Here is a 26197-nt window from a genome sequence, read left to right as displayed (position 1 = left end):
GTACGGCCCGGGAGGGGGGGTGTGAGTGTGGGCCGCCGCCGAAAAACCAGGCCCAGCCGGCCCCCCCCCCCGAGGGGGGGGGGGGGCCCCTTCTGCATCCCGTCAGAACGGCAACAGGAAGTCGATCAGCGCCGACGGATCTCCCTCGTCGTCGCGCCGACGTTGTCCGCCAGCCAGGCGTTGAGCGCGGTCAGGTCCCGCCAGGCGGTGCGGACGTGCTCGAGTGCCTCGCGCCCGTGCAGCCACTCGGCGAAGTCGAAGAGCCGGCCGGCGTGCAGGGACCGGTGCCGCAGCAGGTCCGCACGTGCGTCGTCGCCGCTCAGGTCGTAGCCCTTGGGCGCCCGGGTGAGGCGGTCGCCGTCGACGGACCAGCCGGCCGCGGCCAGGCGGCCCACCTCGTTCCGCAGGCGTGGGCCCTGGACGTCGTCGGCGACGGCCCGGCGGTAGCGCTCGACCTGGTCGGACTCCAGTCGCCAGGCGCCGCCCGCCACCCGCAGGCCCGCGGCGGAGATCTCGACGTACCACGCGCCCGCGCCCCGGCCCTCGGGGTTGGCGACGGCGCCCTGGTGCGTCTTGTACGGCGTCTTGTCGTTGCTGAAGCGGACGTCCCGGTAGGGGCGGAAGAGCTTCGCCGGGCCGAACTCCGCGGCCAGCTCGTCGACGAGGGCCTGCATGGGCGCCCGGACGCAGGTGTCGTACACGGCGCGGTGCCGCGTCCAGTAGGTCTTGGAGTTGTCCGCCTCCAGGCCCTCGTAGAACACCAGGCCCTCGTCGGGGAAGCCCTGGAACGTCATGCGTCTCCTCCCAGCAGGGTGTGCCAGCGGACCTCGCGCAGCGGGACCCCGGCGGCGTCGAGGGTGCGTGCCCAGCCGTCCCGGTCCCACCCGGCCGACTCGAGGAAGCCGGCCGTGACCCTGTCGGCCTCGGGCACCCAGGCGGTCAGCCGCGCCGCGCCCGTGCCCGCGGCCAGGTCGGCCACCGCCGCGAGCAGCCGGCTGCCGTGCCCCCGCCGTCCCCACCGCGGCTCCACCAGGAGGACCGCGAGCTCGGTCGTCGGGCCGGCCGGGTGCGGTTGCTCGCCGTCGGACAGCTCGGCGGGACCGAACGCGGCGAAGCCGACCACCCGGCCGCCGTCCAGGGCGACCAGCACCCCGTGCGCGGCGGTGGGCGGGGCGGTGATCGCCGCCGACCAGGCCGCCTCGGCGGCCGCGGGGTCCCAGCCCTCGAGCGCGGCCGGCGGCAGGACGTCGCGGTAGGCGGCGCGCCAGGTGTCGCCCTGCACGCGCGCCACCTCGGCGGCGTCCGCGGCTACGGCGGGGCGCACGGACACGTCCGCGGCGCCGGTCAGGCGCGGGAAGGCCGGGTGGGGGTCCACGCCCGGCAGCCTAGGTCGGGGGAGCGCGGAGGCGGACCGTCACCGGTGCACGGCAGGATCGGCGGCGTGCCCGTTCCCGTCGCCGACCGGCTGCCCGCCGCCCTCGCCCGGCGCATCGCCCTGGCCGCGCAGGGCTTCGCCGACCCGCGGCCCACCGGGGTGGTCGACAGCCGGCAGCTGCGGCGGATGGTCGACCGGCTCGGCGTCGTGCAGATCGACTCGGTCAACGTGCTGTCCCGGTCGCACTACCTGCCGGCGTTCAGCCGGCTGGGCGCCTACCGGCGGGCGGTCCTCGACGACTTCACGGCCCGCCGGCACGAGCTGTTCGAGTTCTGGGCGCACGAGGCGTCCTTCCTCCCGGTGCGGCTGCACCCGTACCTGCGCTGGCGCATGGCCGCCGCCGAGGAGCACGCCTGGAGCTCGATGGTGCGCATCCAGCGCGAGCGGCCCGGCTACGTGGCCGAGGTGCTCGACCGGGTGCGGGAGGGCGGCCCGACCAAGGCCAGCGACCTCGCCGAGCCCCGCCCGGACCGGCCCGGGCAGATGTGGAACTGGCACGCCGGCAAGGTCGCCCTCGAGTGGCTCTTCTACACCGGCGTGCTCACCGCGCGGGCGCGGACGACGTCGTTCGAGCGGGTCTACGACCTCACCGAGCGGGTCCTGCCCGCCGCCGTCCTGCAGACCCCGACACCGGACCCCGCCGACGCCGTCCGCGAGCTCGTGCGCACCGCCGCCCGCGCGCTCGGCGTGGCCACCGAGCGGGACCTGCGCGACTACTTCCGGCTGCGGCCCGTGCAGGCGCGGCAGGCGATCGCCGAGCTCGCCGACGCGGGGGAGCTGCTGCCGGTCGAGGTGGCCGGGTGGGGCGCTCCCGCCTGGCTGGACCCGGCCGCCCGCCGGCCGCGGTGGATCCGCGCCCGCGCGCTGCTGTCCCCGTTCGACTCGCTGGTGTGGGAGCGGCCGCGGGTCGAGCGCATCTTCGGCTTCCGCTACCGGCTGGAGATCTACACACCCGCCGCCCAGCGGGTGCACGGCTACTACGTGCTGCCGTTCCTGCTCGGCGACCGCCTGGTGGCGCGGGTCGACCTCAAGGCCGACCGCCAGGCCGGCGTGCTGCGGGCGCAGGCCACCCACGCCGAGGACGGCGTCGACCGCGCGGAGGTCGCCGCCGCGCTGGCCGAGGAGCTGCGGCTGATGGCGGACTGGCTGCAGCTCGACGACGTCGCCGTGGCCGACCGCGGGGACCTCGCGGCCGACCTCACCGCCGCGCTGCCCGTCCCACGCCCCGTGGTCGCCTAGGCTCGACGCCCGTGGTGAGCAACGGACCGGTGGACACGCAGTACGAGGACCTCCTGCGGCGGATCCTCGAGACCGGCACGCCGAAGTCCGACCGCACCGGGACCGGCACGGTCAGCACCTTCGGCGAGCGGCTGCGCTACGACCTGTCGACGTCGTTCCCGCTCGTCACGACGAAGAAGGTGCACTTCCGGTCGGTGGCGGTCGAGCTGCTGTGGTTCCTGCGCGGCGACGGCAACGTCCGCTGGCTGCAGGAGCACGGCGTCACCATCTGGGACGAGTGGGCCGACGCGAACGGCGACCTCGGGCCGGTCTACGGCGTCCAGTGGCGCTCCTGGCCCACCCCCGACGGCGGCACGGTCGACCAGATCCAGGGCGTCCTCGACACGCTGCGCAAGGACCCCGACTCCCGGCGCATGGTCGTGTCGGCGTGGAACGTGGCCGCGCTGCCGGACATGGCGCTGGCCCCCTGCCACGCGCTGTTCCAGTTCGCCGTCCACGACGGCCGGCTGTCCTGCCAGCTCTACCAGCGCAGCGCCGACATGTTCCTCGGCGTCCCGTTCAACATCGCCAGCTACGCGCTGCTGACCCGCATGGTCGCCGCGCAGGTCGGCCTGGAGCCGGGCGAGTTCATCTGGGTCGGCGGCGACTGCCACGTCTACAGCAACCACGTCGAGCAGGTGCGCGAGCAGCTCTCCCGCGAGGTCCGGCCGTTCCCGACGCTGGAGATCGCCCCGGCGCCGTCGCTGTTCGACCACACCTTCGAGTCGTTCACCCTGCACGGCTACGACCCGCACCCGGCCATCCGCGCCGCCGTCGCGGTGTGACCGTCTCGCTCATCTGGGCGCAGGCGCACGACCGGGTCATCGGCGCCGGCGGCGCCCTGCCCTGGCACCTGCCCGAGGACCTGCGGCTGTTCCGGCGCCTGACCGGCGGCGGCACCGTCGTCATGGGGCGGCGCACCTGGGAGTCGCTGCCCGCGCGCAACCGGCCGCTGCCGGGACGGGTGAACGTCGTCCTGACCACCGACGCCGACTGGGCGGCCGACGGCGCGGAGCGGGCCGGCTCGGTGGCCGGCGTGCTCGCCGCGCACCCGGACTGCTGGGTGATCGGCGGCGCGGCCGTCTACGCGGCGTTCCTCCCGCACGCGCACCGGCTGGTCGTCACCGACGTCGACCTGGCCGTCGACGGCGACACCCGCGCCCCCGTCCTCGACGACGGCTGGCGGCGGGTGTCCCGCACGCCGGACGCGGGGTGGGAGACCTCGACGACCGGGCTGCGGTACGCCGTCTCCGAGTTCCGGCGGGACGCTGCCGGGACCGGGGCGCCCGCGGCCGGTCGGTAGATTCCTCGGCATGACCACCGACCCCGCCCGGCCGTTCGGACGTGTCATCACGGCGATGGTCACCCCGCTCGCGGAGGACGGCTCGATCGACCTCGCCGGGGCCCAGGAGCTGGCCGCGCACCTGGTCGACCGTCAGGCCCACGACGGCCTCGTCGTCCTCGGCACCACCGGGGAGGCCCCCACGCTGAGCGACGGGGAGCAGCACGCCGTCCTCGAGGCGGTCATCGACGCGGTGGGCGACCGCGCCTCCGTGGTCGCTGGGGTCGGCACCAACGACACCGCGCACACCATCGAGAACGCGCGTCGGGCCGAGCGGCTGGGCGCCGACGGCCTGCTCGTCGTCACCCCGTACTACAACAAGCCGCCGCAGGCCGGGCTGCTGCGGCACTTCACCGCGGTCGCCGACTCCACCGACCTGCCGGTGATGCTCTACGACATCCCGCCCCGCTCGGTGGTGCCGATCGAGGTGGAGACGCTGGTCCGCGCCGCCGAGCACCCGCGCATCGTCGCGGTGAAGGACGCCAAGGGCGACTTCGGCGCGCTCGCCTGGACGCTGGCCCGCACCGACCTCGCCTACTACTGCGGCGAGGACATGGTCAACCTGCCGATGCTGGCCCTCGGCGCCGTCGGCGTGGTGAGCGTCGTCGGCCACCTGGCCGGACCCCGGCTCGCCGAGCTGATCGCCGCGGTCGAGTCCGGCGACCTGGCCAAGGCGCGCGAGGTCAACGAGACCCTGCTGCCGCTGTACACCGGCATCTTCCGCACCCAGGGCGTCATCATGGTGAAGGCGGCGCTGCGCGAGCTGGGGCTGCCCGCCGGCCCCGTGCGCCCCCCGCTCGTCGACGCCACGCCCGAGCAGATCGCGCAGCTGCGCGCCGACCTCGCCGACGGAGGCATCCCCCTGTGATCCCTGCGAGCACCGCCCCGTGACCGTTAGCTCCGCCGGCACCGCCGGTCAGCCGCACCTGGACCTCAAGACGCCGCCCCCGCTGCCCGCCGGCGGCCTGCGGGTCATCGCGCTCGGCGGGCTCGGCGAGATCGGCCGCAACATGGCCGTGGTCGAGTTCGACGGGAAGCTGCTGGTCATCGACTGCGGGGTGCTGTTCCCCGAGGCCGAGCAGCCCGGCGTCGACCTGATCCTCCCCGACTTCGGGGTCATCGAGCACCGCCTCGACGACGTCGTCGCCGTCGTCCTCACCCACGGGCACGAGGACCACATCGGCGCGATCCCCTACCTGCTGCGGCTGCGCGGGGACATCCCGCTGGTCGGCTCGCGGTTCACCCTCGCCCTGGTGGCGGCCAAGCTGCGCGAGCACCGGCTGGTGCCCACCCTGGTCGAGGTCGCGGCGGGCGACGACCACGTCGCGGGGCCGTTCCACTGCGAGTTCATCGCGGTCAACCACTCGATCCCCGACGCGCTGGCCGTCGCCGTCCACACGCCCGCGGGCGTGCTGGTGCACACCGGCGACTTCAAGATGGACCAGCTCCCGCTCGACGGCGTCCTCACCGACCTCGGCGCCTTCGCCCGGCTGGGCCTCGAGGGCATCGACCTGCTGCTGGCCGACTCCACCAATGCCGAAATCCCCGGGTTCGTCACGCCCGAGCGGTCGATCGGGCCGGTGCTCGAGGACGTCTTCCGCCGCGCCACCCAGCGGCTGATCGTGTCCAGCTTCGCGAGCCACGTGCACCGCATCCAGCAGGTGCTCGACGCCGCGGAGACGCACGGCCGCAAGGTCGCCATGGTCGGCCGCTCGATGGTCCGCAACATGGGTGTTGCCCGGGACCTGGGCCTGCTGCGGGTCGCGCCGGGGCTGATGGTGAGCCTGGACGAGGCGACGAGCATGCCGCCGGAGCAGGTGGTGCTGATCAGCACCGGGTCGCAGGGCGAGCCGCTGTCGGCGCTCGGGCGCATGGCCCGCGGCGAGCACCACCAGGTGACCATCGAGGCCGGCGACACGATCGTGCTGGCCTCCTCGCTGGTGCCCGGCAACGAGACCGCCGTCTACAAGGTCATCAACGGGCTGGCCCGGCTCGGCGCCACCGTCGTGCACAAGGAGACCGCGCGCGTGCACGTCTCCGGGCACGCCCCGGCCGGCGAGCTGCGCACCCTGCTCAACGTCGCCAAGCCGCGCTACCTCATGCCGGTGCACGGGGAGTGGCGGCACCTGCGGGCGCACGCCGCGCTGGCCGAGGAGACCGGCATGACCGCCGACCGGGTCCTCCTCGCCGAGGACGGCGTGGTGGTGGACCTGGTCGACGGCAAGGCCTCGATCACCGGGTCGGTGCCGGTGGGCAACGTCTACGTCGACGGGCTCAACGTGGGCGACGTCGGCGAGGAGTCGCTGCAGGAGCGGCGGATCCTCGGCGACGAGGGCTTCGTGGCGCTCACCGTGGTGATCGAGCCCTCGACGGGCACGATCGTCCGGCCGGTGCACCTGTCCACCCGCGGCTTCTCCGACGACCCGAGCGCCTTCGACGAGGTGCTGCACCTGGTCGAGGACAACCTCAAGCGGGAGCTCGCCGACGGTCAGCGCGACGCCCACCGGCTGTCGCAGACGATCCGCCGGACGGTCGGCAAGTGGGTGTCCGACACCCACCGCCGCCGCCCGATGATCATCCCGACGGTGCTCGAGGTCTGAGCGGCTACCGCACCACCTCGATCGGGTCGATGCCCTCGCCGGCCGGCAGGTCGAAGCCCCACACCTGCGCGTAGAAGGACAGCTCGCCGTCGAGGGCGGCGCGGATGTTCTCCGCCCGCCGGAAACCGTGCTGCTCGCCGTCGAACAGCAGGTAGGCGTGCGGCACGCCCTTCTCCCGCAGTGCCGCGACCATCACCTCGGCCTGCTCCGGCGGGACGACGCGGTCCTCGGCGCCCTGGAACACCGCCAGCGGGGTGTCCAGCGCGCCGACCTGCGTGATCGGCGATCGCTCGGCGTACACGTCGGCGCCCTCCGGCCACGGCGCGACCAGCCCGTCGAGGTAGCGGGACTCGAACTTGTGCGTGTCCGCGGCCAGGGCGCCGAGGTCGGCGACGCCGAAGTGGCTCGCGCCGGCGGTGAAGACGCCGGGGCGCAGGGTGAGCGCGGCCAGCGTCGTGTAGCCGCCGGCCGAGCCGCCGCGGATGGCCATGCGGGCGGGGTCCACCCGGCCGGCGTCGGCGAGGGAGCGGGCGCAGGCGACGACGTCGTCGAGGTCGACGACGCCCCACCGGCCCTGCAGCGCGTCGCGGTAGCGGCGGCCGTAGCCGGTGGAGCCGCGGTAGTCGACGTGCGCCACGCAGAACCCGCGCGAGGTGAAGTACTGGATCTCCAGGTCCAGCACGCGCGGGTGGGCCGACGTCGGGCCACCGTGCACCATCACGATCAGCGGCGGCAGGTCCCCCTCGGGCGCGGTGGCCTCCGGGTTCGCCGGCGGGTAGACCGCGGCGTGCGCCTCGGCGATGCCGGTGCCGCGCTCCTCGGTCGGGAAGGTCAGGTGCTCCGGCGCGGAGAACCAGGCCGGGTCCAGCCCGAGGTCGCGCGCCGGGCGCAGCACCTCGCTGCGCCCGGAGAGGTCCGCGCGCAGCACCACGGGCTCGCTCGCCGGGCTGCCGGCCACGCAGACGACGCCGTCGCCGAGCGCGGTGAGGTACCGCAGGGCGGTCCACCCGCGCAGCGCCACCTCCCGCGTGGTGCCGTCGGCCTCCACCACGACCAGCCGGTCCCCGCCCTCGCCGCCGGCCGCGGCGACCACCCGGCCGCCGGGCAGCAGGACGAACCGGCGGGAGCCGAAGACCCACTGCGGCCCGGCGATCTCGGTGCCGGTGTCGAGGACCAGTTCCGCCTCGCCGCCCGGACGCCACCGCCACAGCGACCACACGTCGGTGCGGTCGCAGCAGAACCAGAGGGTGCCGTCGTCGGCCCAGGTGGGCTGCACGGCCGACTCGTCCGGGCCGCCCGCGACCACGGTCTCGGTGCCGTCGGCGGCGCGGACGACCAGCTGCGCGGCGTCCCAGGGCATGTCCGGGTGGTGCCACTGCAGCCAGGCCAGCTGCCCGTCGGGGCCGGGCCGGGGGTCGGAGACGAAGTCCGGCCCGCTGACCAGCACCTCGGCGGTGCCGTCCGGCGCCAGCCACACCACCTCGTCGACGACGTCGGCCGCGGCGCCGGAGGCGGCGTGCGTCTCCCGGACGGCGAGCAGCGCGCCGCCGGCGTCCGGGGTGAGGTCGGCGTACCGCACGCCGGCCGGCAGCTCCGGCTCGGGCGTGACGGCGACCGGTGCCTGGTCGCCGGGGGACAGCCGGTACAGCCGCTGGTCGTCGAAGTGGGTGAACCACAGCGTGCCGCCGGCGACCGCCCACGCCGCCCCGCCGTACTCGTGCACCCGGGTGCGGGCGTTCCAGGGGGAGGGGAGGACGTCGGTCGTGGTGCCGTCGGCCGCGCGCCGGACCAGCGCCGACCGGCCGCCCTCGCCGGGGCGTGACTCGGACCACCAGACGTCGCCGCCGTCGACGGCGACCTCGCCGAGGCGCGCGGCCGCGCGGACGACGAGTGCCGAGGTGATCGGGGTGGGCCAGCTGCCGTACGGGACGGGGGAGGAGGTCGGCATGCAGCGACCGTAGGCCGGGGACACGATCACGCGCCTTCCTGGGAGGACGCCGGCCGGCGGCTACCGTCGACGCATGCCTGCCCGCACCACGCCCTCGCGCCGGCCGGCCGGCTCGGCCCCGAAGGGCCGGTCCGGGTCGACGGCCTCCGGCAAGCGGCCGGCCTCGCGCACGCCCGCCCGCAACGGCAACCGCAAGCCGCCCGCCCGCCGGCCCGCCCCGAAGCAGGGGCCGGGCGCGGCCGCCGGCGCCTTCCGGGCCGCCGCGAGCGCCTGGTCCCTGGTCGCCCGCGGCGCCGGCGGGCTGGCCCGCTCGATCGCCCGCCCGGAGGAGGCCGAGCCGCTGGCCCCCGAGCACCGCCGCGACGGTGCCGGCCTCGCCGTCCTCGGGCTCGCCGTCGTGCTCGGCGCCGCCGCGTGGTTCGACGGCATCGGCCCCGTGGGCGCGGGCCTGGCCGACGGCGTCCGCTGGATCGTCGGCTCCCTGCTCGTCGTCCTGCCCGCGCTGCTGTTCCTCGTCGCGCTGCGGCTGCTGCGCCGCGCGCCGCGCCCGGAGGCCCGCGGCCGGCTGGCCATCGGCTGGGTGTGCGCCACCCTCGCGGTGCTCGGCATCGCCTCCGTCGTCGGCACCCCCGCGGACCCGATGGGCGGGGAGCCCGGCTCGGGCGGCCTGGTCGGCTGGGTCGTCGGGACGCCGCTGACCGCGGGGCTCGGCGCCGTCGTGGCCGTCGTCCTGCTCTCGCTGCTCGCCGTCTTCGCGGTCCTGGTGCTCACCGGGACCCCGCTGCACCAGGTGCCCGAGCGGCTGCGCGAGCTCGTCGGCCGGGGTGGCGACGAGGAGTGGGACGAGGACGGCTACGACGAGGACTGGGCCGAGGAGGAGCCGGCCGAGCCGGTCAAGCCGCGCCGCTCCAAGCGCGCCGCGCTGGCCGAGGTCCTCGACGAGGACGCCCCCGACCTCACCGCCACCGGCCCGATCGACCACGTGCCCACCGCCGACGTGCGGGAGGCCGTCCGGCACGAGCCGGCGCCCGCCGCGCCCCGGCGGCCGGCCGTCGTCGACCGCACGGCGCCGCCGGAGGACCTCCCGCCGGTCGAGGAGCCCCAGCAGCTGGTCATCGAGCCGGTCGAGGGCGACTACGTGCTGCCCTCGATCAACTCGCTGCGCCCGGGCACCCCGCCGCGGGCGCGCTCGCAGGCCAACGACGCCGCCATCGAGGCGATCACCGGCGTCCTCGAGCAGTTCAACGTCGACGCCGCCGTCACGAGCTTCACCCGCGGCCCGACGGTCACCCGCTACGAGATCGAGCTCGGCCCCGCGGTCAAGGTCGAGAAGATCACCGCGCTGACCAAGAACCTCGCGTACGCGGTCGCCAACGACAACATCCGCATCCTCGCCCCGATCCCGGGCAAGTCCGCGGTCGGCGTCGAGGTGCCCAACACCGACCGCGAGACCGTCAGCCTCGGCGACGTCATGCGCTCCACCGTCGCCAAGCAGGACCCGCACCCGATGCTGGTGGGTCTGGGCAAGGACATCGAGGGCGGCTTCGTCTGCGCCAACCTCGCGAAGATGCCGCACCTGCTGGTCGCCGGCGCCACCGGCTCCGGCAAGTCCAGCTGCGTCAACTCGGTGCTCGTGTCGCTGCTGCTGCGGGCCACGCCCGACCAGCTGCGGATGATCCTGGTCGACCCGAAGATGGTCGAGCTCACGCCCTACGACGGCATCCCGCACCTGATCACGCCGATCATCACCGACCCGAAGAAGGCGGCCACCGCGCTGGCCTGGCTGGTCGAGGAGATGGAGCAGCGCTACCAGGACATGCGGGCGTCCGGCGTCCGGCACATCGACGACTTCAACCGCAAGGTCGAGCGGGGCGAGATCGTGGCGCCGCCGGGCAGCGAGCGGGTCTACCGGCCCTACCCGTACATCCTCGCGATCGTCGACGAGCTCGCCGACCTCATGATGGTCGCCCCGCGCGACGTCGAGGAGTCGATCGTCCGCATCACCCAGAAGGCGCGCGCGGCCGGCATCCACCTCCTGCTCGCCACCCAGCGGCCCTCGGTCGACGTCGTCACCGGCCTGATCAAGGCCAACGTGCCCTCGCGGCTGGCGTTCTCCACCTCCAGCCTCACCGACAGCCGGGTCATCCTCGACCAGCCCGGCGCGGAGAAGCTGATCGGCATGGGCGACGCCCTGTTCCTGCCGATCGGCGCCGGCAAGCCGATCCGCGTGCAGGGCGCCTACGTGTCCGACGCCGAGATCGAGGCGGTCGTCGAGTTCACCAAGCGCCAGGCCGAGCCGGAGTACCGCGAGGAGGTCTTCAGCGCCGCCCAGGGCGAGAAGAAGGAGATCGACGAGGACATCGGCGGGGACCTGGACCTGCTGTGCCAGGCCGTCGAGCTCGTCGTCACCAGCCAGTTCGGCTCGACGTCGATGCTGCAGCGCAAGCTGCGGGTCGGCTTCGCCAAGGCCGGCCGGCTCATGGACCTCATGGAGACCCGGGGCGTCGTCGGCCCGTCGGAGGGCTCCAAGGCCCGTGACGTGCTGGTCAAGCCCGACGAGCTGGAGTCGGTCCTGTTCACGCTGCGTGGCGGGACCCTCCCCGCGGGCGAGGGCTGAGCGGGGGAGCGGGCGGCGTCACCCCCGCTCGGCAGGGGAGGGTGGCGCCCGGCGCCTACGATGGGCCGGTGACAGCTCCGACCGGCCCTGCCCGCACGGTGGCGGTGGTGACCCTCGGCTGCGCCCGCAACGAGGTCGACTCGGAGGAGCTGGCCGGCCGCCTGGCCGCCGACGGCTACCGACTGGTCGAGGACCCCGACGGCGCCGACGCCGTCCTGGTCAACACCTGCGGGTTCATCGAGTCGGCCAAGAAGGACTCGGTCGACGCCATCCTCGCGGCCACCGACAGCGGCGCCGAGGTGGTCGCCGTCGGCTGCATGGCCGAGCGCTACGGCTCCGAGCTGGCCGGGGCGCTGCCCGAGGCCACCGTGCTCGGCTTCGACGACTACGCCGCGATCGGCGACCGGCTCGACGACGTCCTCGCCGGCCGCCCGCTGGTCCCGCACTCGCCGCGCGACCGCCGCACGCTCCTGCCGATCAGCCCCGTCGCGCGCACCGCCGCGGCCGCGTCTGCGGAGGCCCCGGCGATCCCCGGCCACGGCTGGGTGCAGCGCCGCCGGCTGGCCTCCGGTCCCTCGGCCGCGCTCAAGCTCGCCTCCGGCTGCGACCGGCGGTGTGCCTTCTGCGCCATCCCGGCCTTCCGCGGCTCGTTCGTCTCCCGCCCCCCGGCCGAGGTCCTCGGCGAGGCCCGCTGGCTGGCCGGGCAGGGCGTGACCGAGCTGGTGCTGGTCAGCGAGAACTCCACCTCCTACGGCAAGGACCTCGGCGACCTGCGCTCGCTGGAGCGGCTGCTGCCGCAGCTGGCCGCGGTCGAGGGCATCGCCCGGGTGCGGGTTGCCTACCTGCAGCCGGCCGAGCTGCGCCCGGGCCTGCTCGAGGTCATCGCCGCGACCGACGGCGTCGCGCCGTACTTCGACCTGTCGTTCCAGCACTCCTCGCCCGGCCTGCTGCGCCGGATGCGCCGGTTCGGCGGCACCGACGACTTCCTCGCGCTGATCGAGCGCGCCCGGTCGCTGGCGCCCACGGCCGGGTTCCGCACCAACGTCATCCTCGGCTTCCCGGGGGAGACCGAGGACGACGTCGCCGAGCTCGAGCGCTTCCTCACCGAGGGCCGCCTCGACGCCGTCGGGGTGTTCGGCTACTCCGACGAGGAGGGCACCGAGGCGATCGGCCTGCCGGGCAAGCTCGGCCGGGCCGAGATCGACGCCCGCGTCCGGCGGATCACCGACCTGGTCGAGGAGCTCACCGCCCAGCGCGCCGAGGACCGCGTCGGCGAGCGCGTCGAGGTGCTGCTCACCGAGGACCTGTCGGCGGAGGAGGGCCCCGGCGCCTGGGCCGGCCACGCCGCCCACCAGGACCCCGACGCCGACGGCACGACCACGCTGACCGGCGTCCCCGCCGACGCCCGGCCCGGGCAGCTGCTCGCGGCCGAGGTGGTCGGCACCGAGGGCGTCGACCTGGTCGCGGCCGCCCTCGAGCCCGCCTCCCTCCCGGCCGGGCGGTGAGCGGGCGGTGAGCGCCGTCCTGCCGGACCCCGCGGCGACCCCGCCGCAGTCGGCCAGGCTGGTCAACCTGCCGAACGCGCTCACCGTCCTGCGGCTGGCCCTGGTGCCGGTGTTCGCCGTCCTGCTCCTGTCCGACGGCGGCATGGACGACGACCGCCGCGTGTGGGCGACGGTGTTCTTCGCGCTGGCGATCATCACCGACCGCTACGACGGGCTCATCGCGCGCCGCACCGGCCAGGTGACCGAGTTCGGCAAGCTCGCCGACCCGATCGCGGACAAGGCGCTCACCGGGACCGCGCTGGTCGGGCTGTCGGTGCTCGGGCTGCTGCCCTGGTGGGTGACGCTGACCATCCTCGTCCGCGAGGTCGGCGTGACCCTGCTGCGGTTCTGGGTCATCCGGCACGGCGTCATCGCCGCCAGCCGCGGCGGCAAGGCCAAGACCGTCGTCCAGGCCCTGGCCATCGGGCTGTACACCCTGCCGCTGACCGGCGTGCTGGCCAGCGCCCGCTGGTGGGTCATGGCCGCCGCCGTCGTGCTCACGCTGGTCACCGGCCTCGACTACGTCTACCGCGCGCTGACCCTGCGCCGCACCAGCGCCCGGGCCATGCGCGCCGCCGCCGCGCGGCGCGCCGCCGGGCCCACCGGCTCGGTCACCGACAGCGCGGCCTGAGGCCGGGGCCGCCCCGGGAAGTGCGTGCCGGCCTGCGGCGTTACGCCATGAGCGGACGCGTCCGCGTCGGCTCCATCCGGGGCGGGCAGGCCGCGTACCGTGGGCGCACGGCACCCGCGGGTGCCGCCGCTCTTCCCTCTGCCAGACAGGAGACGGCCATGACGCTGCTGCGCACCCAGCTCGGGCGGACCCTGCGCGGTCACCGGCTGCAGCAGCGGCGCACGCTGCGCGACGTCTCCGGTGCCGCCCGGGTGAGCCTGGGCTACCTCTCCGAGGTCGAGCGCGGGCAGAAGGAGGCCTCCTCCGAGCTGCTCGCCTCCATCTGCGACGCCCTCGACGTCGAGCTCGCCGACCTGCTCGCCGAGGTGAGCTCCGGACTGCGGGGCTCCGACACCCGCGTCCGCCCGCTGGCCCCCACCGGCACCACCCCCGCCGAGGAGGCCGCGGCCGAGCCGGCCGCCGCGTCGGCGCCCGCCGCCGAGGCCGCGCCCGTCGCCGAGCCCGCGCTCGCGCTGGTCGGCGCCGAGAAGCCGGCCCGCGCCGGGCTGCGCGCCGTCTCGCTCGCCGCGTAGCCGCCCACCGCGGCGGGCGCGCCGCCCCGCCGCGGTGCCGGGCGTCGCGCCCCCCGCCGTGGCAGGGTGATCCCGGGGGAGACCGCCCACCAGCGGGCGGTCGGCTGCTCCGGGAACCTGCGGAGGTCGCCGTGCGGTACCTGTTCCGGCCACCGGGGACCGAGGGTGCCCGGCTGCTCGCGCTGCCGTGGCACCAGCCGCTGGAGGAGTGGGACCCGGACCTGCTCCTCGAGGTCCCGCAGCGCGGCATCTCCCGGCACGTCGTCCGCTTCGTCGCCGAGCAGGACCAGGTCTTCGCCCTCAAGGAGATCGCCGAGCCGCTGGCCCGGCACGAGTACGCGCTGCTCGGCGAGTTCGAGGAGGAGGGCCTGCCGGCGGTCTCGGTGCTCGGCGTCTGCGTGGACCGGCCCGGCGGCCAGGACGCCATCCTGGTGACCCGGTACCTCGAGTACTCGATGTCCTACCGCTACCTGTTCTCGCGGCCCAGCGCCCGGCAGTCGGTGGACCAGCTCATGGACACCATGGTGGTGCTGCTCGTGCGGCTGCACCTGGCCGGCGTCTTCTGGGGCGACTGCTCGCTGTCCAACACCCTCTTCCGCCTCGACGCCGGGGCGCTGGCCGCGCACCTGGTCGACGCCGAGACCGCCGAGCGGCACCCGCAGCTGTCCCGCGGCCAGCGCCACTACGACCTCGACCTCGCGCGGGAGCGGGTCGGCGCGGAGCTGCTGGACCTGCAGTTCGGCGAGCTCCTGCCCGACGGCGTCGACCCCATCGAGGTGGCCGAGAGCCTGCCCCGCCGCTACGAGCTGCTGTGGGACGAGGTCACCCGCGAGGAGGTCTTCTCCGCCGACGAGCAGCGCTACCGGGTGGCCGAGCGGCTGCGGCGGCTCAACGACCTCGGCTTCGACGTCGGCGAGGTCGAGCTCGTCACCTCCGACGAGGGCGCCCGGCTCCGGGTCGAGACCCGGGTCTCCTCCCCGGGTCAGCACCGGCGGGAGCTGTTCCGGCTGACCGGCCTGGAGGTGCAGGAGAACCAGGCCCGCCGGCTGCTCAACGACCTGCGCTCCTACCGCGCCTACCTCGAGCAGAAGACGGGCCGGCCGGTGCCGCAGGCCGAGGCCAGCACCCGCTGGCTGACCGAGGTGTACCAGCCGGTCGTCGACGCGGTCCCCAAGGAGCTGGCCGGGCGCCTGGCGCCGGCCGAGGTGTTCCACGAGGTGCTCGAGCACCGGTGGTTCCTGTCCGAGCAGGCCGGCCGCGACGTCGGGGCGAGGAAGGCCCTCCGGTCCTACCTCGACGACGTGCTCTCCCGGACCCCGGAGGAGATCACCACGCCGTCGGTCATCGCCCGGCGCACCTGAGGCGGATCGCCGCCGCTCCCGCAGGTCACGGCCGGTTAACGGCCGGGTTGCGCGCTCCTGTGATCAGGGCCACGGTACTGATCACGCGGTGATCGTCGGTGCTCGCCGAAACGGAGGCGATGAGTCTTGTCCATCGCAGGACGGATCCCGGAGACCGGAGCCGGTCGACCACACCGGAGCGGGCGCAGGCGGCGACGCCGCGCGCTGGGCAGCGTGGCCACCGCGGCGGTGGTGGCGTCCACGCTGGCCGCCTGCGGCGGTGACGGGGACGGCGGGACCCCGACCCTGACGTGGTACATCAACCCCGACTCCGGTGGCCAGGCGACGATCGCCGAACGCTGCTCCGAGGAGTCGGACGGGGCCTACACGATCGAGGTGTCCCAGCTCCCCCGTGACTCGCCCGCCCAGCGCGAGCAGCTGGTCCGCCGGCTGGCGGCCGAGGACAAGTCGATCGACCTCATGAGCCTCGACGTGGTGTTCCCGCCGGAGTTCGCCCAGGCGGGCTTCCTCGCCCCCGTCCCGGAGGACGTCGCGCAGGAGGTCAGCGAGGGCGTGTTCCAGGGGGCGCTGGACTCCGCCACGTGGGACGGCGAGCTCGTCGCGGTCCCCTTCTGGTCGAACACCCAGCTCCTCTGGTACCGCAAGTCGGTGGCCGAGGCCGCGGGTCTCGACATGACGGAGCCGGTGACCTGGGACCAGCTGATCGAGGCCGCGGAGAGCCAGGACAAGCTGCTCAGCGCCCAGGGCCGGCGGTCGGAGTCCCTGATGGTGTGGTTCAACGCGCTCCTCGAGTCCGCCGGTGGCCAGTACATCGTCGAGAGCGGGGACACCCCCGAGAGCATCCAGTTCGGTCTCGCCACTCCCGAGGCCGACCGCGCCTCCGAGGTCATGGCCAGCGTCGCCAACTCCTCCGCGGTCGGCGCCGGATTCACCACGGCCAGCGAGGACACCAGCGCCAGCGAGTTCGAGAGCGACGACGCCGGCTTCATGGTCAACTGGCCGTTCGTCTACGCCCAGGCCCTCTCCAAGGTCGAGGCCGGCACGCTCGACCAGTCGGTGCCCGACGACTACGGGTGGGCGCTCTACCCCGCGGTCGACGAGGGCACGCCGAGCGCGCCGCCCCTCGGCGGGATCGACATCGCGGTGTCGGCGTTCAGCCGGTACCCCGACCTCGCCTACGAGGCGGTCACCTGCATCGTCCAGGACGACAACCAGGCCGAGTACATGGTGACCAACGGCAACCCGGCGTCGTCGGTCGCGGTGTACGACGACCCCGAGGTGCAGGAGGCCTACCCGATGGCCGACACCATCCGCGAGTCCCTCGAGCTGGCGGCGTCCCGCCCGCTCACGCCCTACTACAGCGAGGTCCTCGGGTGCTTCCTGCGCGAGTTCCACCCGCCGGGCTCGGTCGACGACCAGACGGGTGAACGCACCGAGACCCTCACCGAGGCCGTCCTCACAGGGGAGCAGCTGCTATGAGTCAGACGACGCTGCCGCCGGTCGAGAAGACCCAGCCCGTCTCCGCGCCGCGCGGCACGATCAGCGACCGGTCCCGGGCCGAGCGCAAGCTCGGCTGGATGCTGGCCGGACCGGCCTTCGTGGTCATGTTGCTGGTGACCGCCTACCCGATCGTCCAGGCGGTCTACTACTCGCTGTTCAACTACCGGCTGACCGACCCCGAGAACCGGTCCTTCGACGGCCTCGGCAACTACTGGGTGATCCTCACCGACGGCGTGTGGTGGCAGTCCATCCTCGTCACCGTGATCATCACCGTGGTCACGGTGGCCGTCGAGCTGGTGCTCGGCTTCGCCCTGGCCCTGGTGATGGCCAAGGCGCTCAGCTCGATCCGCCCGTTGGTCCGGGCCGCCATCCTGATCCCCTACGCGGTGATCACGGTCGTGTCGGCCTACGCCTGGGCGTTCGCCTTCCGGATCAACACCGGCTTCGTCAACAGCTGGTTCGCCTGGCTACCAGGTGTCAGCGACACCACCGACTGGTTCGGCGGCCAGGCCTCCTCGCTCTTCGTGATCTGCCTGGCCGAGATCTGGAAGACGACGCCGTTCATCTCGCTGCTGCTCCTGGCGGGCCTGGCCCAGGTCCCGGAGGTGCTGCAGGAGGCCGCCAAGGTGGACGGCGCCACCTGGTGGCAGCGGATGTGGCGGGTCACCATCCCCAACATGAAGGCCGCCATCATGGTGGCGCTGCTGTTCCGGACCCTGGACGCGTTCCGGATCTTCGACAGCATCTTCATCATGACCGCCGGCGCGAACAACACCGAGTCGGTCTCGTTCCTCGCCTACCGGCAGACGATCTCCCGGGTGGAGATCGGCCTCGGCTCGGCCGTGTCCGTGCTGCTGTTCCTGTCGGTGGTGCTCATCGCCTTCAGCTTCATCAAGGGATTCCGGGTCGACCTGGCCCAGGCACGAGGGGAGCGCTGATGTCGACCAAGGAGAAGACCTGGTGGTGGGTCGGCGGTGCCCTGATCGTCCTCTACTGCCTGTTCCCGATCGCCTGGATCGTCTCGCTGTCGTTCAAGACGACAGCGGACCTGGCGAACCAGTCGTTCCTGCCGTCGGCCTGGACGTGGGAGAACTACTCCACGATCCTCACCGGCTCGGCGAGTGACCTGTTCCTGCCGGCGCTGCGCAACAGCTTCGGGATCTGCCTGATCGCGACGTTCATCTCGTGCATCCTCTCGATGTTCGCCGCCTACGCGATCGCCCGGCTGGACTTCCCGGGCAAGAGGCTCATCCTCGGCACCGCGCTGGCCGTGGCGATCTTCCCGGTCATCTCGATCGTCACGCCGCTGTTCAACCTGTGGCGGCAGATCGGGCTGTACGACACCTGGCCGGGCCTGATCATCCCCTACCTGTCGCTGACCCTGCCGATCTCCATCTGGACCATGTCGGCGTTCTTCCGGGAGATCCCCTGGGAGATGGAGCAGGCGGCCCAGGTCGACGGCGCGACCACCTGGCAGGCGTTCCGCAAGGTGATCGTCCCGCTGGCCGCGCCCGGCGTGTTCACCACGGCGATCATCGCCTTCTTCATCGCCTGGAACGACTTCGCGTACGGCATCTCGCTCACCTCGACGAACGCCGCCCGCCCCGTCCCGGCCGCGCTCGGCCTGTTCTCCGGCGCGTCCCAGTTCCAGGACCCCACCGGTGCCATCGCCGCGGCGGCGGTGATCGTCACCATCCCCGTCGTCGTCCTCGTGCTCCTGTTCCAGCGGCGCATCGTCGCCGGTCTCACCAACGGCGCGGTCAAGGGCTGACCCGGCCGTGCCCACCATCCCGCCGACCCATCGAGGGGACGAGATCTGATGGCCTCCATCGAGATGAAGAACATCGTCAAGCAGTACGGGGACGGCTACCCGGCCGTGAACGACGTCAGCCTGGACATCGCCGACGGCGAGTTCATGATCCTCGTCGGCCCGTCCGGCTGCGGGAAGTCGACGCTGCTGCGGATGATCGTCGGGCTCGAGGACATCACCAGCGGCGACATGCTCATCGGCGGCAAGCGCGTCAACGAGCTGGCGCCGCGCGAGCGCAACCTGTCGATGGTCTTCCAGAACTACGCGCTGTACCCGCACATGACGGTGTTCGAGAACATCGCCTTCCCGCTGCGGCTGTCGAAGACGCCCGACGACGAGGTCCGGCGCCGGGTGAACGAGGCCGCAGACGTGCTCGAGCTGCGCGAGCACCTCGAGCGCAAGCCGGCCAACCTCTCCGGTGGTCAGCGGCAGCGCGTCGCGATGGGCCGGGCCATCGTGCGCCAGGCCGAGGCGTTCCTCTTCGACGAGCCGCTGTCCAACCTCGACGCCAAGCTGCGCGGCCAGATGCGCACCGAGATCAGCCGGCTGCAGCGCCGGCTGGGCATCACGACCGTGTACGTCACCCACGACCAGACCGAGGCGATGACCCTCGGGGACCGGGTCTGCGTCCTGCGCAAGGGGAGGATCCAGCAGGTCGCCTCGCCGCGGGAGCTGTACGAGCAGCCGGTCAACCTCTTCGTGGCGGGCTTCATCGGCTCCCCGCCGATGAACTTCCTCCCGGCGACGCTGGAGGGCAACGCCCTGCAGACGCCGTTCGGTCAGGTGGAGCTCGACGAGAAGCGCGTCGCCGCCGTGCGGGGCCGCGACCTGCTGCTGGTCGGCATCCGGCCCGAGTACTTCGAGGACGCCTCGCTGGTCGACGAGGCCAAGCGGCCGCACGGGTCGGTCTTCCGCGCCCGCGTCGACGTGACCGAGTGGCTCGGCGACTCGCAGTACGCCTACATCCCCTACGAGGCGCCGGAGGCGATCACCGCCCAGCTGCGCGACCTCTCCCGCGAGCTCGACTCCGAGGAGCTGCGCACCCAGGCGATCGTGTCGATCGACGCGACCAGCCGCATCCGCGAGGGCCGGGACGCGGAGTTCTGGCTCGACAGCCGGAAGATCCACGTCTTCGACCCGCAGACGGGTGAGAACCTCACCCGCGACGCCGAGGCCGGCGCCCGGCTCACCCAACTGGCCGAGGAGGACCGGGTCGGGCAGGTGCAGGACGCGCAGGCCAGCGGGCAGACCGTCGGCTCCAGCGTCATCTCCGGGAGCACCGGGCCGTCCGGGTCCTCCGGGTCGTCCGGGGCCCACCGGGCGAGCGCCTGAGGGAGGACCGGACCCTCTCCGTGGACCACCGCCGCCCGTGGTGGCGGACGGCGGTGGTCTACGAGGTCTACCTGCGCAGCTTCGCGGACGGGACCGGGGACGGGCTGGGCGACGTCCCCGGCCTGCGCGGCCGGCTGCCGTACCTGGCCGACCTCGGCGTCGACGCCCTGTGGGTCACCCCCTGGTACCCCTCACCCATGGCCGACGGCGGCTACGACGTCGCCGACCACCGCGACGTCGACCCGCGGTTCGGCACCCTGGCCGACGTCGACGCGCTGCTCGCCGAGGCACACGCGCTGGGGCTGCGCGTCGTCGTCGACCTCGTCGCCAACCACACCTCGGCCGAGCACCCGTGGTTCCGGGCCGCCCTCGCCGGGGGACCGGGGGCGCCCGAGCGGGCGCGCTACTTCTTCCGGGACGGCCGCGCGGGCGGCACCGAGCCGCCCAACGACTGGATCAGCGCGTTCGGCGGCCCGGCCTGGACGCGGGTGCGCGAGCCTGACGGCCGACCGGGGCAGTGGTACCTGCACCTGTTCGCGCCCGAGCAGCCCGACCTGGACTGGACCTCGCGGGAGGTGCAGGAGGAGTTCGACGGGATCGTGCGGTTCTGGCTCGACCGCGGGGTCGACGGGATCCGCGTGGACGCCGCGCCGGCGATGGCCAAGGTGCCCGGCCTGCCCGACGCCGGGCACGGCCCGGGCGCGGTGTTCGCCAGCAGCGAGTGGGTGGACAACCCGCACTGGGACGTCGACGCGGTGCACGAGGTCTTCCGCCGCTGGCGGCGCATCGGCGACACCTACGACGGCGACCGGCTGTTCGTCTCCGAGGCCGTCGTCCGCGGGCCCGAGCGGCTGGCGCGGTACGTGCGCCCGGACGAGCTGCACACCACCTTCAACTTCGACTACCTCAGGGCGCCGTGGGACGCCGCGGCCCTGCGCGCGGTGGTCGACGGCACCCTCGCGGCGCTCGCCCCGGTCGGTGCGCCGGCCACCTGGGTGCTGTCCAGCCACGACGAGACCCGGCACCTCACCCGCTTCGGCCGGGCGCACAGCGGCGCCGCCGTCATGGGCTTCGACGCGGCCTGGCCCGCCGACCTCGCCCTCGGGCTGCGGCGGGCGCGCGCCGCGGCGCTGCTGACGCTCGCCCTCCCTGGTGGGGCGTACCTGTACCAGGGGGAGGAGCTCGGCCTGCCCGAGGTCGAGGACCTGCCCACCGACGCGCTGCAGGACCCCACCTGGGAGCGGTCCGGGCACACCGCGCGCGGCCGCGACGGCTGCCGCGTGCCGCTGCCGTGGTCGGGGGACCGCCCGCCGTTCGGGTTCGCGCCCGACGGCGTCGCCCCGTGGCTGCCCCAGCCGGCGTGGTGGCGATCGCTGACCGTGCAAGCCCAGCGCGGCGACCCGGCGTCCACGCTCTCGCTGTACCGGGCGGCCCTGCGGCTGCGCCGCGAGCTCCTGGCCGAGGAGCCGCTGACCTGGCTGGACCTCGACGCCGGCGTGCTGGCCTTCGACCGCGGGACGGCGCTGCGCTGCGTGGTCAACCTGTCCCCGGAGCCGGTCCCGCTGTCCGGGCTGGGGCGGGTGCTGCTCACCAGCGCCGCGGCCGCCGACGACCTGCCGCCGGACACCGCCGCCTGGCTGGCCCCGGCCTAGGCAGCGTCAGCCGCGGGCCGCGGCCAGCTCCGTGGCGGTGGGCGGGTCGGCGCCGACCCGCGTGCAGGTGAGCGCGGCGGCCAGCGCGGCGTCGTCGACCAGGCGCAGCAGGTCGTCGTCGGACAGCGCCTCCAGCGCCGCGCGGGAGGTGACCCCGGCGGCGAGCAGGCCGGCGAAGAAGCCGGCGGCGAGGGTGTCGCCGGCGCCGACGGTGTCGGCGACGGTCACCCGCGGCGGCTCGCGGTGCAGCAGCGGCCGGGCCGGGCGGGCGATCCGCAGCGGCGCGCCGCCGTCGGTGAGCAGCACCAGCGCCGGCCCGCGGCCGGCCCAGCGCTGCGCGGTGGCGTCGAGGTCGCCCGCGGCGTCGGGTTCCAGCCAGCCGAGGTCCTCGGCGCTGACCTTGACCAGGTCGGCCACGGCGACCAGCCGGTCGAGCCGGGCCCGGACGGCGCCGGGGTCGTTGCCCAGCGTGGCGCCGACCGGGCCGCCGGCCAGCATCGGGCGCAGGTTGGGGTCGACGCTGATGAGTGCCCCGCCGGCCAGCCGCTCGGCCAGCCGGGCGATCGCGTCGCACCCGGGCGGGGTCCAGCTGGAGATGGACCCGACGTGCAGCACCGCCGTCGCCTCGGGGACGACGGCGGCCAGCTCCTCGTCGGTCCACTGCCAGTCGGCGGCGCCCTGCACGTGGAAGCCGTAGTCGGCGGACCCGTCCGGGCCCAGCCCGACGACGGCCAGGCTCACCGGCTCGGTCGCGGCCACCATGCCGCGGGTGTCGACGCCGGACAGCTCCGCGTGCCGCCGCAGCGCCGGGGCCAGCGGGCCGGTGCCGAGGCGGGCCAGCAGCGCCACCGGGGTGCCCAGCCGCCCGGCGGCGACGGCGACGTTGAGCGCGTTGCCGCCTGGCCGCGCCACGTACTGCGGCGCGGTGCCCTCGGGACCGGCGTCGGCGTCCGGGACCGGCAGCAGATCGACGACGAGCTCGCCGAGGACGGTGAGGGTGGGGACGGCGCTGTCCATCGGCCGACCCTAGCCCGGCGCGGCCCGGTTCTCCGGGGATCCCCGGACGGGGGACGCCGGCCGGACCGGGGACGTCCCTGTTGGCCGGGACACCCTTCCTGCTGGGACGATGACGGGGAGAACCGCCGTGGCACCGCGGCGGTGCGGGAGCCAGGAGGCGGCGCGGGACCGCGCCGGAGCAGGAGGAGCCCAACATGCCCAACCCGATCGTCAAGCTCTGGCGGTACCTGACCGCGTCGGCCAACGCGCAGATCGACCAGCGGGCGGACCCGAAGATCCAGATCCAGCAGGCGATCGAGGCCGAGCAGCAGCGGCACCAGGCGCTGGCCAACCAGGCCGCCGCCGTCCTGGGTAACCAGCGGCAGCTGGAGATGCGGCTCAACCGGCAGCTCGGCGAGGTGGAGAAGCTGCAGGCCTCGGCCCGCCAGGCGCTGGTGCTGGCCGACCAGGCCCGCGGCCGGGGGGACGCGCCCAAGGCCGCCGAGTACGAGCAGGCCGCGCAGGCGTTCGCCACCCAGCTGGTCGCCGCCGAACAGGCGATGGAGGACCTCAAGCGCAGCCACGACGAGGCGCTGCAGGCCGCCGAGCAGGCGCGCGGCGCCGTCGAGCAGAGCCGGATGCGGCTGCAGACGACGCTGGCCGAGCGCACCAAGCTCATGAGCCAGCTCGAGCAGGCCAAGATGCAGGAGCACGTGGCCGCCTCGATGCGCCAGGTCAACGAGCTGTCCGCGCCGGGCAACACCCCGAGCCTGGCCGAGGTCCGCGACAAGATCGAGGCCCGCTACGCCAACGCGCTCGGCCAGGCCGAGCTCGCGCAGACCTCCGTCGAGGGCCGCATGCTCGAGGTGCAGAAGGCGACCCTCGACGTCGCCGGCGCCTCCCGGCTGGAGCAGATCCGCGCGGCGATGGGCGGGCAGCCCGCCGTCGAGGGCGGCACGGGTGCTGCGGGGGCGATCGGCCCGGGGACGGCGTCGCCGTCGTTCGAGAAGACCGAGCAGACCGCCCAGCGTCCCGAGAACGCCTAGGTCCTGACGGCCGCGGGCCCGGCTCCCCTGGGAGCCGGGCCCGCGGCGTCCCTAGTGGGCGTTGGCCAGCGGCGGCGGGCGGCCGGGCTCGCCGGTGCGGGCCGCCGGGTCGACGGGCGCGTCGGTGGCCTGGCAGGTCGGGCACCAGTAGGTGATCCGCTCCTGCAGGTCCGGACCCTGGTCGCCGCGCAGGATCGGGGTGCCGCAGCGGTAGCAGGGCTTGTCCTTGCGGCCGTACACCCAGTGGTCGCGGCCGCGGCGCAGGTCGCCGGTGGTGCTCTGCTCGGGGCGGTCCCGGTTGGCCAGCATCAGGTTGCGGGTCCGGTCGACCAGCCCGGGCAGGTCCTCGACGTCGGCCACCCGCATCCACGGGTGCACCCCGCAGACGAACAGCCCCTCGACCTTGTAGAGGTTCCCCGGCCCGCACAGGTTGCGCTGGTCGAGGATCGCGACGCCGATCTGCTCCTCGGGGTGCGACCGCAGCCGGCGCAGCGCCTCGTCGAGGTCCCAGTCCGGCCCGAGGACGTCGGGGCCGAGGTGGCCGACGACCTGGTCCTCGTCGGTGGTGCGGACCATCGTGACGTCGTGCAGCCGGTAGCCGACGCAGTCCCACTGGTCGGTGGCGAGGATCGCGCGGATGGAGAACGCCGGCCCGCCGCGCCACCGCGCGCCCTTGCGGTAGATGTGCCAGCTGCCGTCCATCCGGTAGTGGGTGCGCAGCGTCCAGCCGTCGGTGAACCGGGTGAGCATGTGCTTGCCGCGGGGGACCACCTCGCGGACCGTGCGGCCCGTGAGGTCGGTGGCGGCCAGCTGCGGCACCCGCAGCTCGCCGCGGCGCAGCGTCTGGCCGGCCAGCGCGGTGTTCATGCGCTTGGCGGCCAGCCAGACGGTGTCTCCCTCGGGCACCTCCCCAGTGTCCCTGGTGACCGTGTCCTCGGCCCCCTGCAGGGACCCGCCGCGAGCGTGCGAGCGGTGGGGGGCAGGGGGTCCTTCGACTGCTCGGGAGCGAGGGAGGTCACCTCCACGGCGGGAAGGGCGCGCCCGGCGGGGACGCTGCAGCACCCGTGCAGCGACGTCCCGCCTCCGCCAGCACCACGCCCGCACACCTGACCGCCGCCGGCGAGCCGGTCACGGTGACCGTCGCCCGCGACGTGCGGCCCGCGCAGCGCGAGGCGTTCGAGCGCTGGGCCGCCGACGTCCTCGGCCTGGCCGCGGCCTTCCCGGGCAACCTGGGCACCAGCCTGCTGCGGCCGGGGCCCGGCTCCACCCGCTACCACCTGGTCTACCGCTTCGCCGACGGCGAGTCGCTGGCCCGCTGGGAGCGCTCGGCGCAGCGCCAGCGGGCGCTCGAGCGGGTCGAGCACCTCGCCGACGGTGCCGACTACGCCCGCGTCGCCGGGCTGGACAGCTTCTTCACCGCGCTCACCCCGCCGCGCCCCGGCCCGCGCTGGCGGCTGACCGTGCTGACCATCGCCGTCGTCTTCGCCATCACGCTGGCCTTCCAGCTGCTCGTGGCCCCGCACATCGCGTCCTGGCCGCTGCCGGCGCGGCTGCTGCTGTCGGCGACCGTCGTCGTCGTGCTGCTCGGCCAGGTGGTCATGCCACGGCTGTCGCGCTGGCTCGCCCCCTGGCTGCGCGGCCGCGGCTGAACCCGCCGGGCCACCGGGGTGCGGCGGCCCGGCGGGACCGGCGTCAGCCGAGCGGGCGGACGCCGCTGGCGCTGGTGCCGCGGGCGCCGGAGGTGCGGGTGAACGCGACCCGCTGGCCCTCCTCGAGCTCGCGGTAGCCGCCGTCGTCCTCGATCTCGGAGTAGTGCACGAAGACGTCGTCGCCGCCGTCGTCGGGGGTGATGAAGCCGAAGCCCTTCTCGGCGTTGAACCACTGCACCGTGCCCTCGGCGTCGCCGCCGGCGTCCCCGCCGCGCGGGGCGCGGGCCGGCCGCTGGTCCCGGCCGCCGCGGTCGTCGCGGCGGTCCCGGGGCGCGGGGCGGTCGTAGCCGCCGCGGCGCGGGGTCGACGGGAGCAGCCGCACGGAGTCGGCCTGCAGCCCCCGGTTGCCCTCGACCAGCTCGAACTCGACCCGGTCGCCCTCCTCGAGGTCGCCGCCGCGGGTCACCGCGGAGACGTGCACGAAGACGTCCTCGGGGACGATGAACCCGAAGCCGCGGTCGGCGTCGAAGCGCGTGACGGTGCCCTGGACGACGATGCCGCGCGGCGCCCGGCCCCGCCCCCGGTCGTCCCGGCCGCGGTCGTCACGCCCGCCGCGGTCGTCGCGGCGGCCGCCGCGCGGGGCGCCGCCGGTCGGGCGCACCCGCTCGGCCTGCGGGCCGCGCGGCCCCTCGGTGGCGTCGTACTCGACGGGCTGACCCTCGTCGAGGGTCCGGAAGCCACCGGTGTCCTCGATGGCCGAGAAGTGGACGAAGACGTCGTCCCCGCCGTCCTGCGGCTCGATGAACCCGAAGCCCTTGTCCGCGTCGAACCAGCGGACCGTGCCGGCTGCCATGTCTGTATCCCTCGATCCCTCACGTACTGCG

General features: G+C 74.6%; 23 protein-coding genes. 17 read left to right on the top strand and 6 right to left on the bottom strand.

The window, feature by feature from the left end:
• Nucleotides 1–125: 125 nt before the first annotated feature.
• Together ACI8AR_RS21370 and ACI8AR_RS21365 are read right to left on the bottom strand one after the other, a co-directional pair.
• A complete protein-coding gene (locus ACI8AR_RS21370; protein WP_457052784.1) occupies nucleotides 126–794 on the bottom strand; it encodes a DUF2461 domain-containing protein in 669 nt (222 codons plus the stop codon).
• Complete coding sequence (locus ACI8AR_RS21365; protein ID WP_457052783.1) at nucleotides 791–1375, bottom strand: GNAT family N-acetyltransferase; 585 nt, start codon at nucleotides 1373–1375, stop codon at nucleotides 791–793. The genes ACI8AR_RS21370 and ACI8AR_RS21365 overlap by 4 nt, the downstream gene beginning before the upstream one ends.
• 66 nt (nucleotides 1376–1441) lie before the next feature.
• On the opposite strand from ACI8AR_RS21365, the gene ACI8AR_RS21360 reads away from it, so the two are divergent.
• Genes ACI8AR_RS21360 through ACI8AR_RS21340 form a run of 5 tightly spaced genes read left to right on the top strand, consistent with a single transcriptional unit; the run spans nucleotide 1442 to nucleotide 6655 of the window.
• Nucleotides 1442–2674 carry a winged helix-turn-helix domain-containing protein gene (locus ACI8AR_RS21360; RefSeq protein WP_457052782.1) on the top strand — a complete coding sequence of 411 codons (1233 nt, stop codon included), beginning with the start codon at nucleotides 1442–1444 and terminating at the stop codon, nucleotides 2672–2674.
• A gap of 11 nt (nucleotides 2675–2685) precedes the next feature.
• Entirely contained in the window at nucleotides 2686–3498 is an 813-nt protein-coding gene (locus ACI8AR_RS21355) for a thymidylate synthase (RefSeq protein ID WP_457052781.1), read from the top strand.
• Nucleotides 3495–4016: a dihydrofolate reductase gene (locus tag ACI8AR_RS21350; RefSeq protein ID WP_457052780.1), complete on the top strand. Its 522-nt coding sequence runs from the start codon at nucleotides 3495–3497 to the stop codon at nucleotides 4014–4016. Before ACI8AR_RS21355 ends, ACI8AR_RS21350 begins: the two co-directional genes overlap by 4 nt.
• A 10-nt stretch (nucleotides 4017–4026) precedes the next feature.
• Entirely contained in the window at nucleotides 4027–4923 is an 897-nt protein-coding gene (gene dapA / locus ACI8AR_RS21345; RefSeq protein ID WP_456938876.1) for a 4-hydroxy-tetrahydrodipicolinate synthase, read from the top strand.
• 19 nt (nucleotides 4924–4942) lie between these two features.
• On the top strand, nucleotides 4943–6655 hold the full coding sequence (locus ACI8AR_RS21340) for a ribonuclease J (RefSeq protein WP_457052779.1): 1713 nt from the start codon (nucleotides 4943–4945) through the stop codon (nucleotides 6653–6655).
• Between the two features lie 4 nt (nucleotides 6656–6659).
• Here the strand turns inward: ACI8AR_RS21340 and ACI8AR_RS21335 are convergent, their stop codons facing one another.
• Complete coding sequence (locus tag ACI8AR_RS21335) at nucleotides 6660–8603, bottom strand: S9 family peptidase (protein WP_457052778.1); 1944 nt, start codon at nucleotides 8601–8603, stop codon at nucleotides 6660–6662.
• A gap of 73 nt (nucleotides 8604–8676) precedes the next feature.
• Here ACI8AR_RS21335 and ACI8AR_RS21330 point away from each other — a divergent pair, with 73 nt between their 5' ends.
• The 10 genes from ACI8AR_RS21330 to ACI8AR_RS21285 all read left to right on the top strand — a co-directional run bounded on the left by ACI8AR_RS21330 (nucleotide 8677) and on the right by ACI8AR_RS21285 (nucleotide 21622).
• On the top strand, nucleotides 8677–11220 hold the full coding sequence (locus tag ACI8AR_RS21330; protein ID WP_457052777.1) for a DNA translocase FtsK: 2544 nt from the start codon (nucleotides 8677–8679) through the stop codon (nucleotides 11218–11220).
• 68 nt (nucleotides 11221–11288) lie between these two features.
• Nucleotides 11289–12725: a MiaB/RimO family radical SAM methylthiotransferase gene (locus ACI8AR_RS21325; RefSeq protein ID WP_457052776.1), complete on the top strand. Its 1437-nt coding sequence runs from the start codon at nucleotides 11289–11291 to the stop codon at nucleotides 12723–12725.
• 7 nt (nucleotides 12726–12732) lie between these two features.
• A complete protein-coding gene (gene pgsA / locus ACI8AR_RS21320) occupies nucleotides 12733–13395 on the top strand; it encodes a CDP-diacylglycerol--glycerol-3-phosphate 3-phosphatidyltransferase (protein WP_456930326.1) in 663 nt (220 codons plus the stop codon).
• Nucleotides 13396–13553: 158 nt separating this feature from the next.
• Nucleotides 13554–13967 carry a helix-turn-helix domain-containing protein gene (locus tag ACI8AR_RS21315; RefSeq protein ID WP_457052775.1) on the top strand — a complete coding sequence of 138 codons (414 nt, stop codon included), beginning with the start codon at nucleotides 13554–13556 and terminating at the stop codon, nucleotides 13965–13967.
• Nucleotides 13968–14098: 131 nt separating this feature from the next.
• Nucleotides 14099–15328, top strand: a complete 1230-nt coding sequence (locus ACI8AR_RS21310) for a DUF4032 domain-containing protein (RefSeq protein WP_457052774.1) — start codon at nucleotides 14099–14101, stop codon at nucleotides 15326–15328.
• Between the two features lie 213 nt (nucleotides 15329–15541).
• Nucleotides 15542–16807 (top strand): extracellular solute-binding protein, encoded by a 1266-nt coding sequence (locus ACI8AR_RS21305; protein WP_457052773.1) that lies wholly within the window; start codon nucleotides 15542–15544, stop codon nucleotides 16805–16807.
• The gene (locus ACI8AR_RS21300; protein WP_457052772.1) at nucleotides 16804–17766 is read left to right on the top strand and encodes a carbohydrate ABC transporter permease; all 963 of its coding nucleotides are present in this window, start codon (nucleotides 16804–16806) and stop codon (nucleotides 17764–17766) included. Before ACI8AR_RS21305 ends, ACI8AR_RS21300 begins: the two co-directional genes overlap by 4 nt.
• The gene (locus ACI8AR_RS21295; RefSeq protein ID WP_457052771.1) at nucleotides 17766–18599 is read left to right on the top strand and encodes a carbohydrate ABC transporter permease; all 834 of its coding nucleotides are present in this window, start codon (nucleotides 17766–17768) and stop codon (nucleotides 18597–18599) included. The genes ACI8AR_RS21300 and ACI8AR_RS21295 overlap by 1 nt, the downstream gene beginning before the upstream one ends.
• 48 nt (nucleotides 18600–18647) lie before the next feature.
• On the top strand, nucleotides 18648–19970 hold the full coding sequence (locus tag ACI8AR_RS21290; RefSeq protein WP_457052770.1) for an ABC transporter ATP-binding protein: 1323 nt from the start codon (nucleotides 18648–18650) through the stop codon (nucleotides 19968–19970).
• A 20-nt stretch (nucleotides 19971–19990) separates the two neighbouring features.
• Entirely contained in the window at nucleotides 19991–21622 is a 1632-nt protein-coding gene (locus ACI8AR_RS21285) for a glycoside hydrolase family 13 protein (protein WP_457052769.1), read from the top strand.
• Nucleotides 21623–21628: 6 nt separating this feature from the next.
• On the opposite strand, the gene ACI8AR_RS21280 is transcribed toward ACI8AR_RS21285, so the two are convergent.
• Nucleotides 21629–22639 (bottom strand): PfkB family carbohydrate kinase, encoded by a 1011-nt coding sequence (locus ACI8AR_RS21280; protein ID WP_457052768.1) that lies wholly within the window; start codon nucleotides 22637–22639, stop codon nucleotides 21629–21631.
• Nucleotides 22640–22833: 194 nt separating this feature from the next.
• Here ACI8AR_RS21280 and ACI8AR_RS21275 point away from each other — a divergent pair, with 194 nt between their 5' ends.
• Nucleotides 22834–23664 (top strand): PspA/IM30 family protein, encoded by an 831-nt coding sequence (locus ACI8AR_RS21275; RefSeq protein WP_456930317.1) that lies wholly within the window; start codon nucleotides 22834–22836, stop codon nucleotides 23662–23664.
• A gap of 51 nt (nucleotides 23665–23715) precedes the next feature.
• Here ACI8AR_RS21275 and ACI8AR_RS21270 read toward each other — a convergent pair whose 3' ends face one another.
• The gene (locus tag ACI8AR_RS21270; RefSeq protein ID WP_457052767.1) at nucleotides 23716–24570 is read right to left on the bottom strand and encodes a DNA-formamidopyrimidine glycosylase family protein; all 855 of its coding nucleotides are present in this window, start codon (nucleotides 24568–24570) and stop codon (nucleotides 23716–23718) included.
• A gap of 158 nt (nucleotides 24571–24728) precedes the next feature.
• Between ACI8AR_RS21270 and ACI8AR_RS21265 the strand changes: the two genes are divergently transcribed.
• The gene (locus ACI8AR_RS21265) at nucleotides 24729–25313 is read left to right on the top strand and encodes an antibiotic biosynthesis monooxygenase (RefSeq protein WP_457052766.1); all 585 of its coding nucleotides are present in this window, start codon (nucleotides 24729–24731) and stop codon (nucleotides 25311–25313) included.
• Between the two features lie 43 nt (nucleotides 25314–25356).
• On the opposite strand, the gene ACI8AR_RS21260 is transcribed toward ACI8AR_RS21265, so the two are convergent.
• On the bottom strand, nucleotides 25357–26166 hold the full coding sequence (locus ACI8AR_RS21260) for a cold shock domain-containing protein (protein ID WP_457052765.1): 810 nt from the start codon (nucleotides 26164–26166) through the stop codon (nucleotides 25357–25359).
• Nucleotides 26167–26197 lie beyond the last annotated feature (31 nt).

Source organism: Geodermatophilus sp. SYSU D01036, assembly GCF_054050435.1.
The sequence above is the reverse complement of the archived record's forward strand: the minus strand, read 5'-3'. Positions and strand labels throughout refer to the sequence as shown.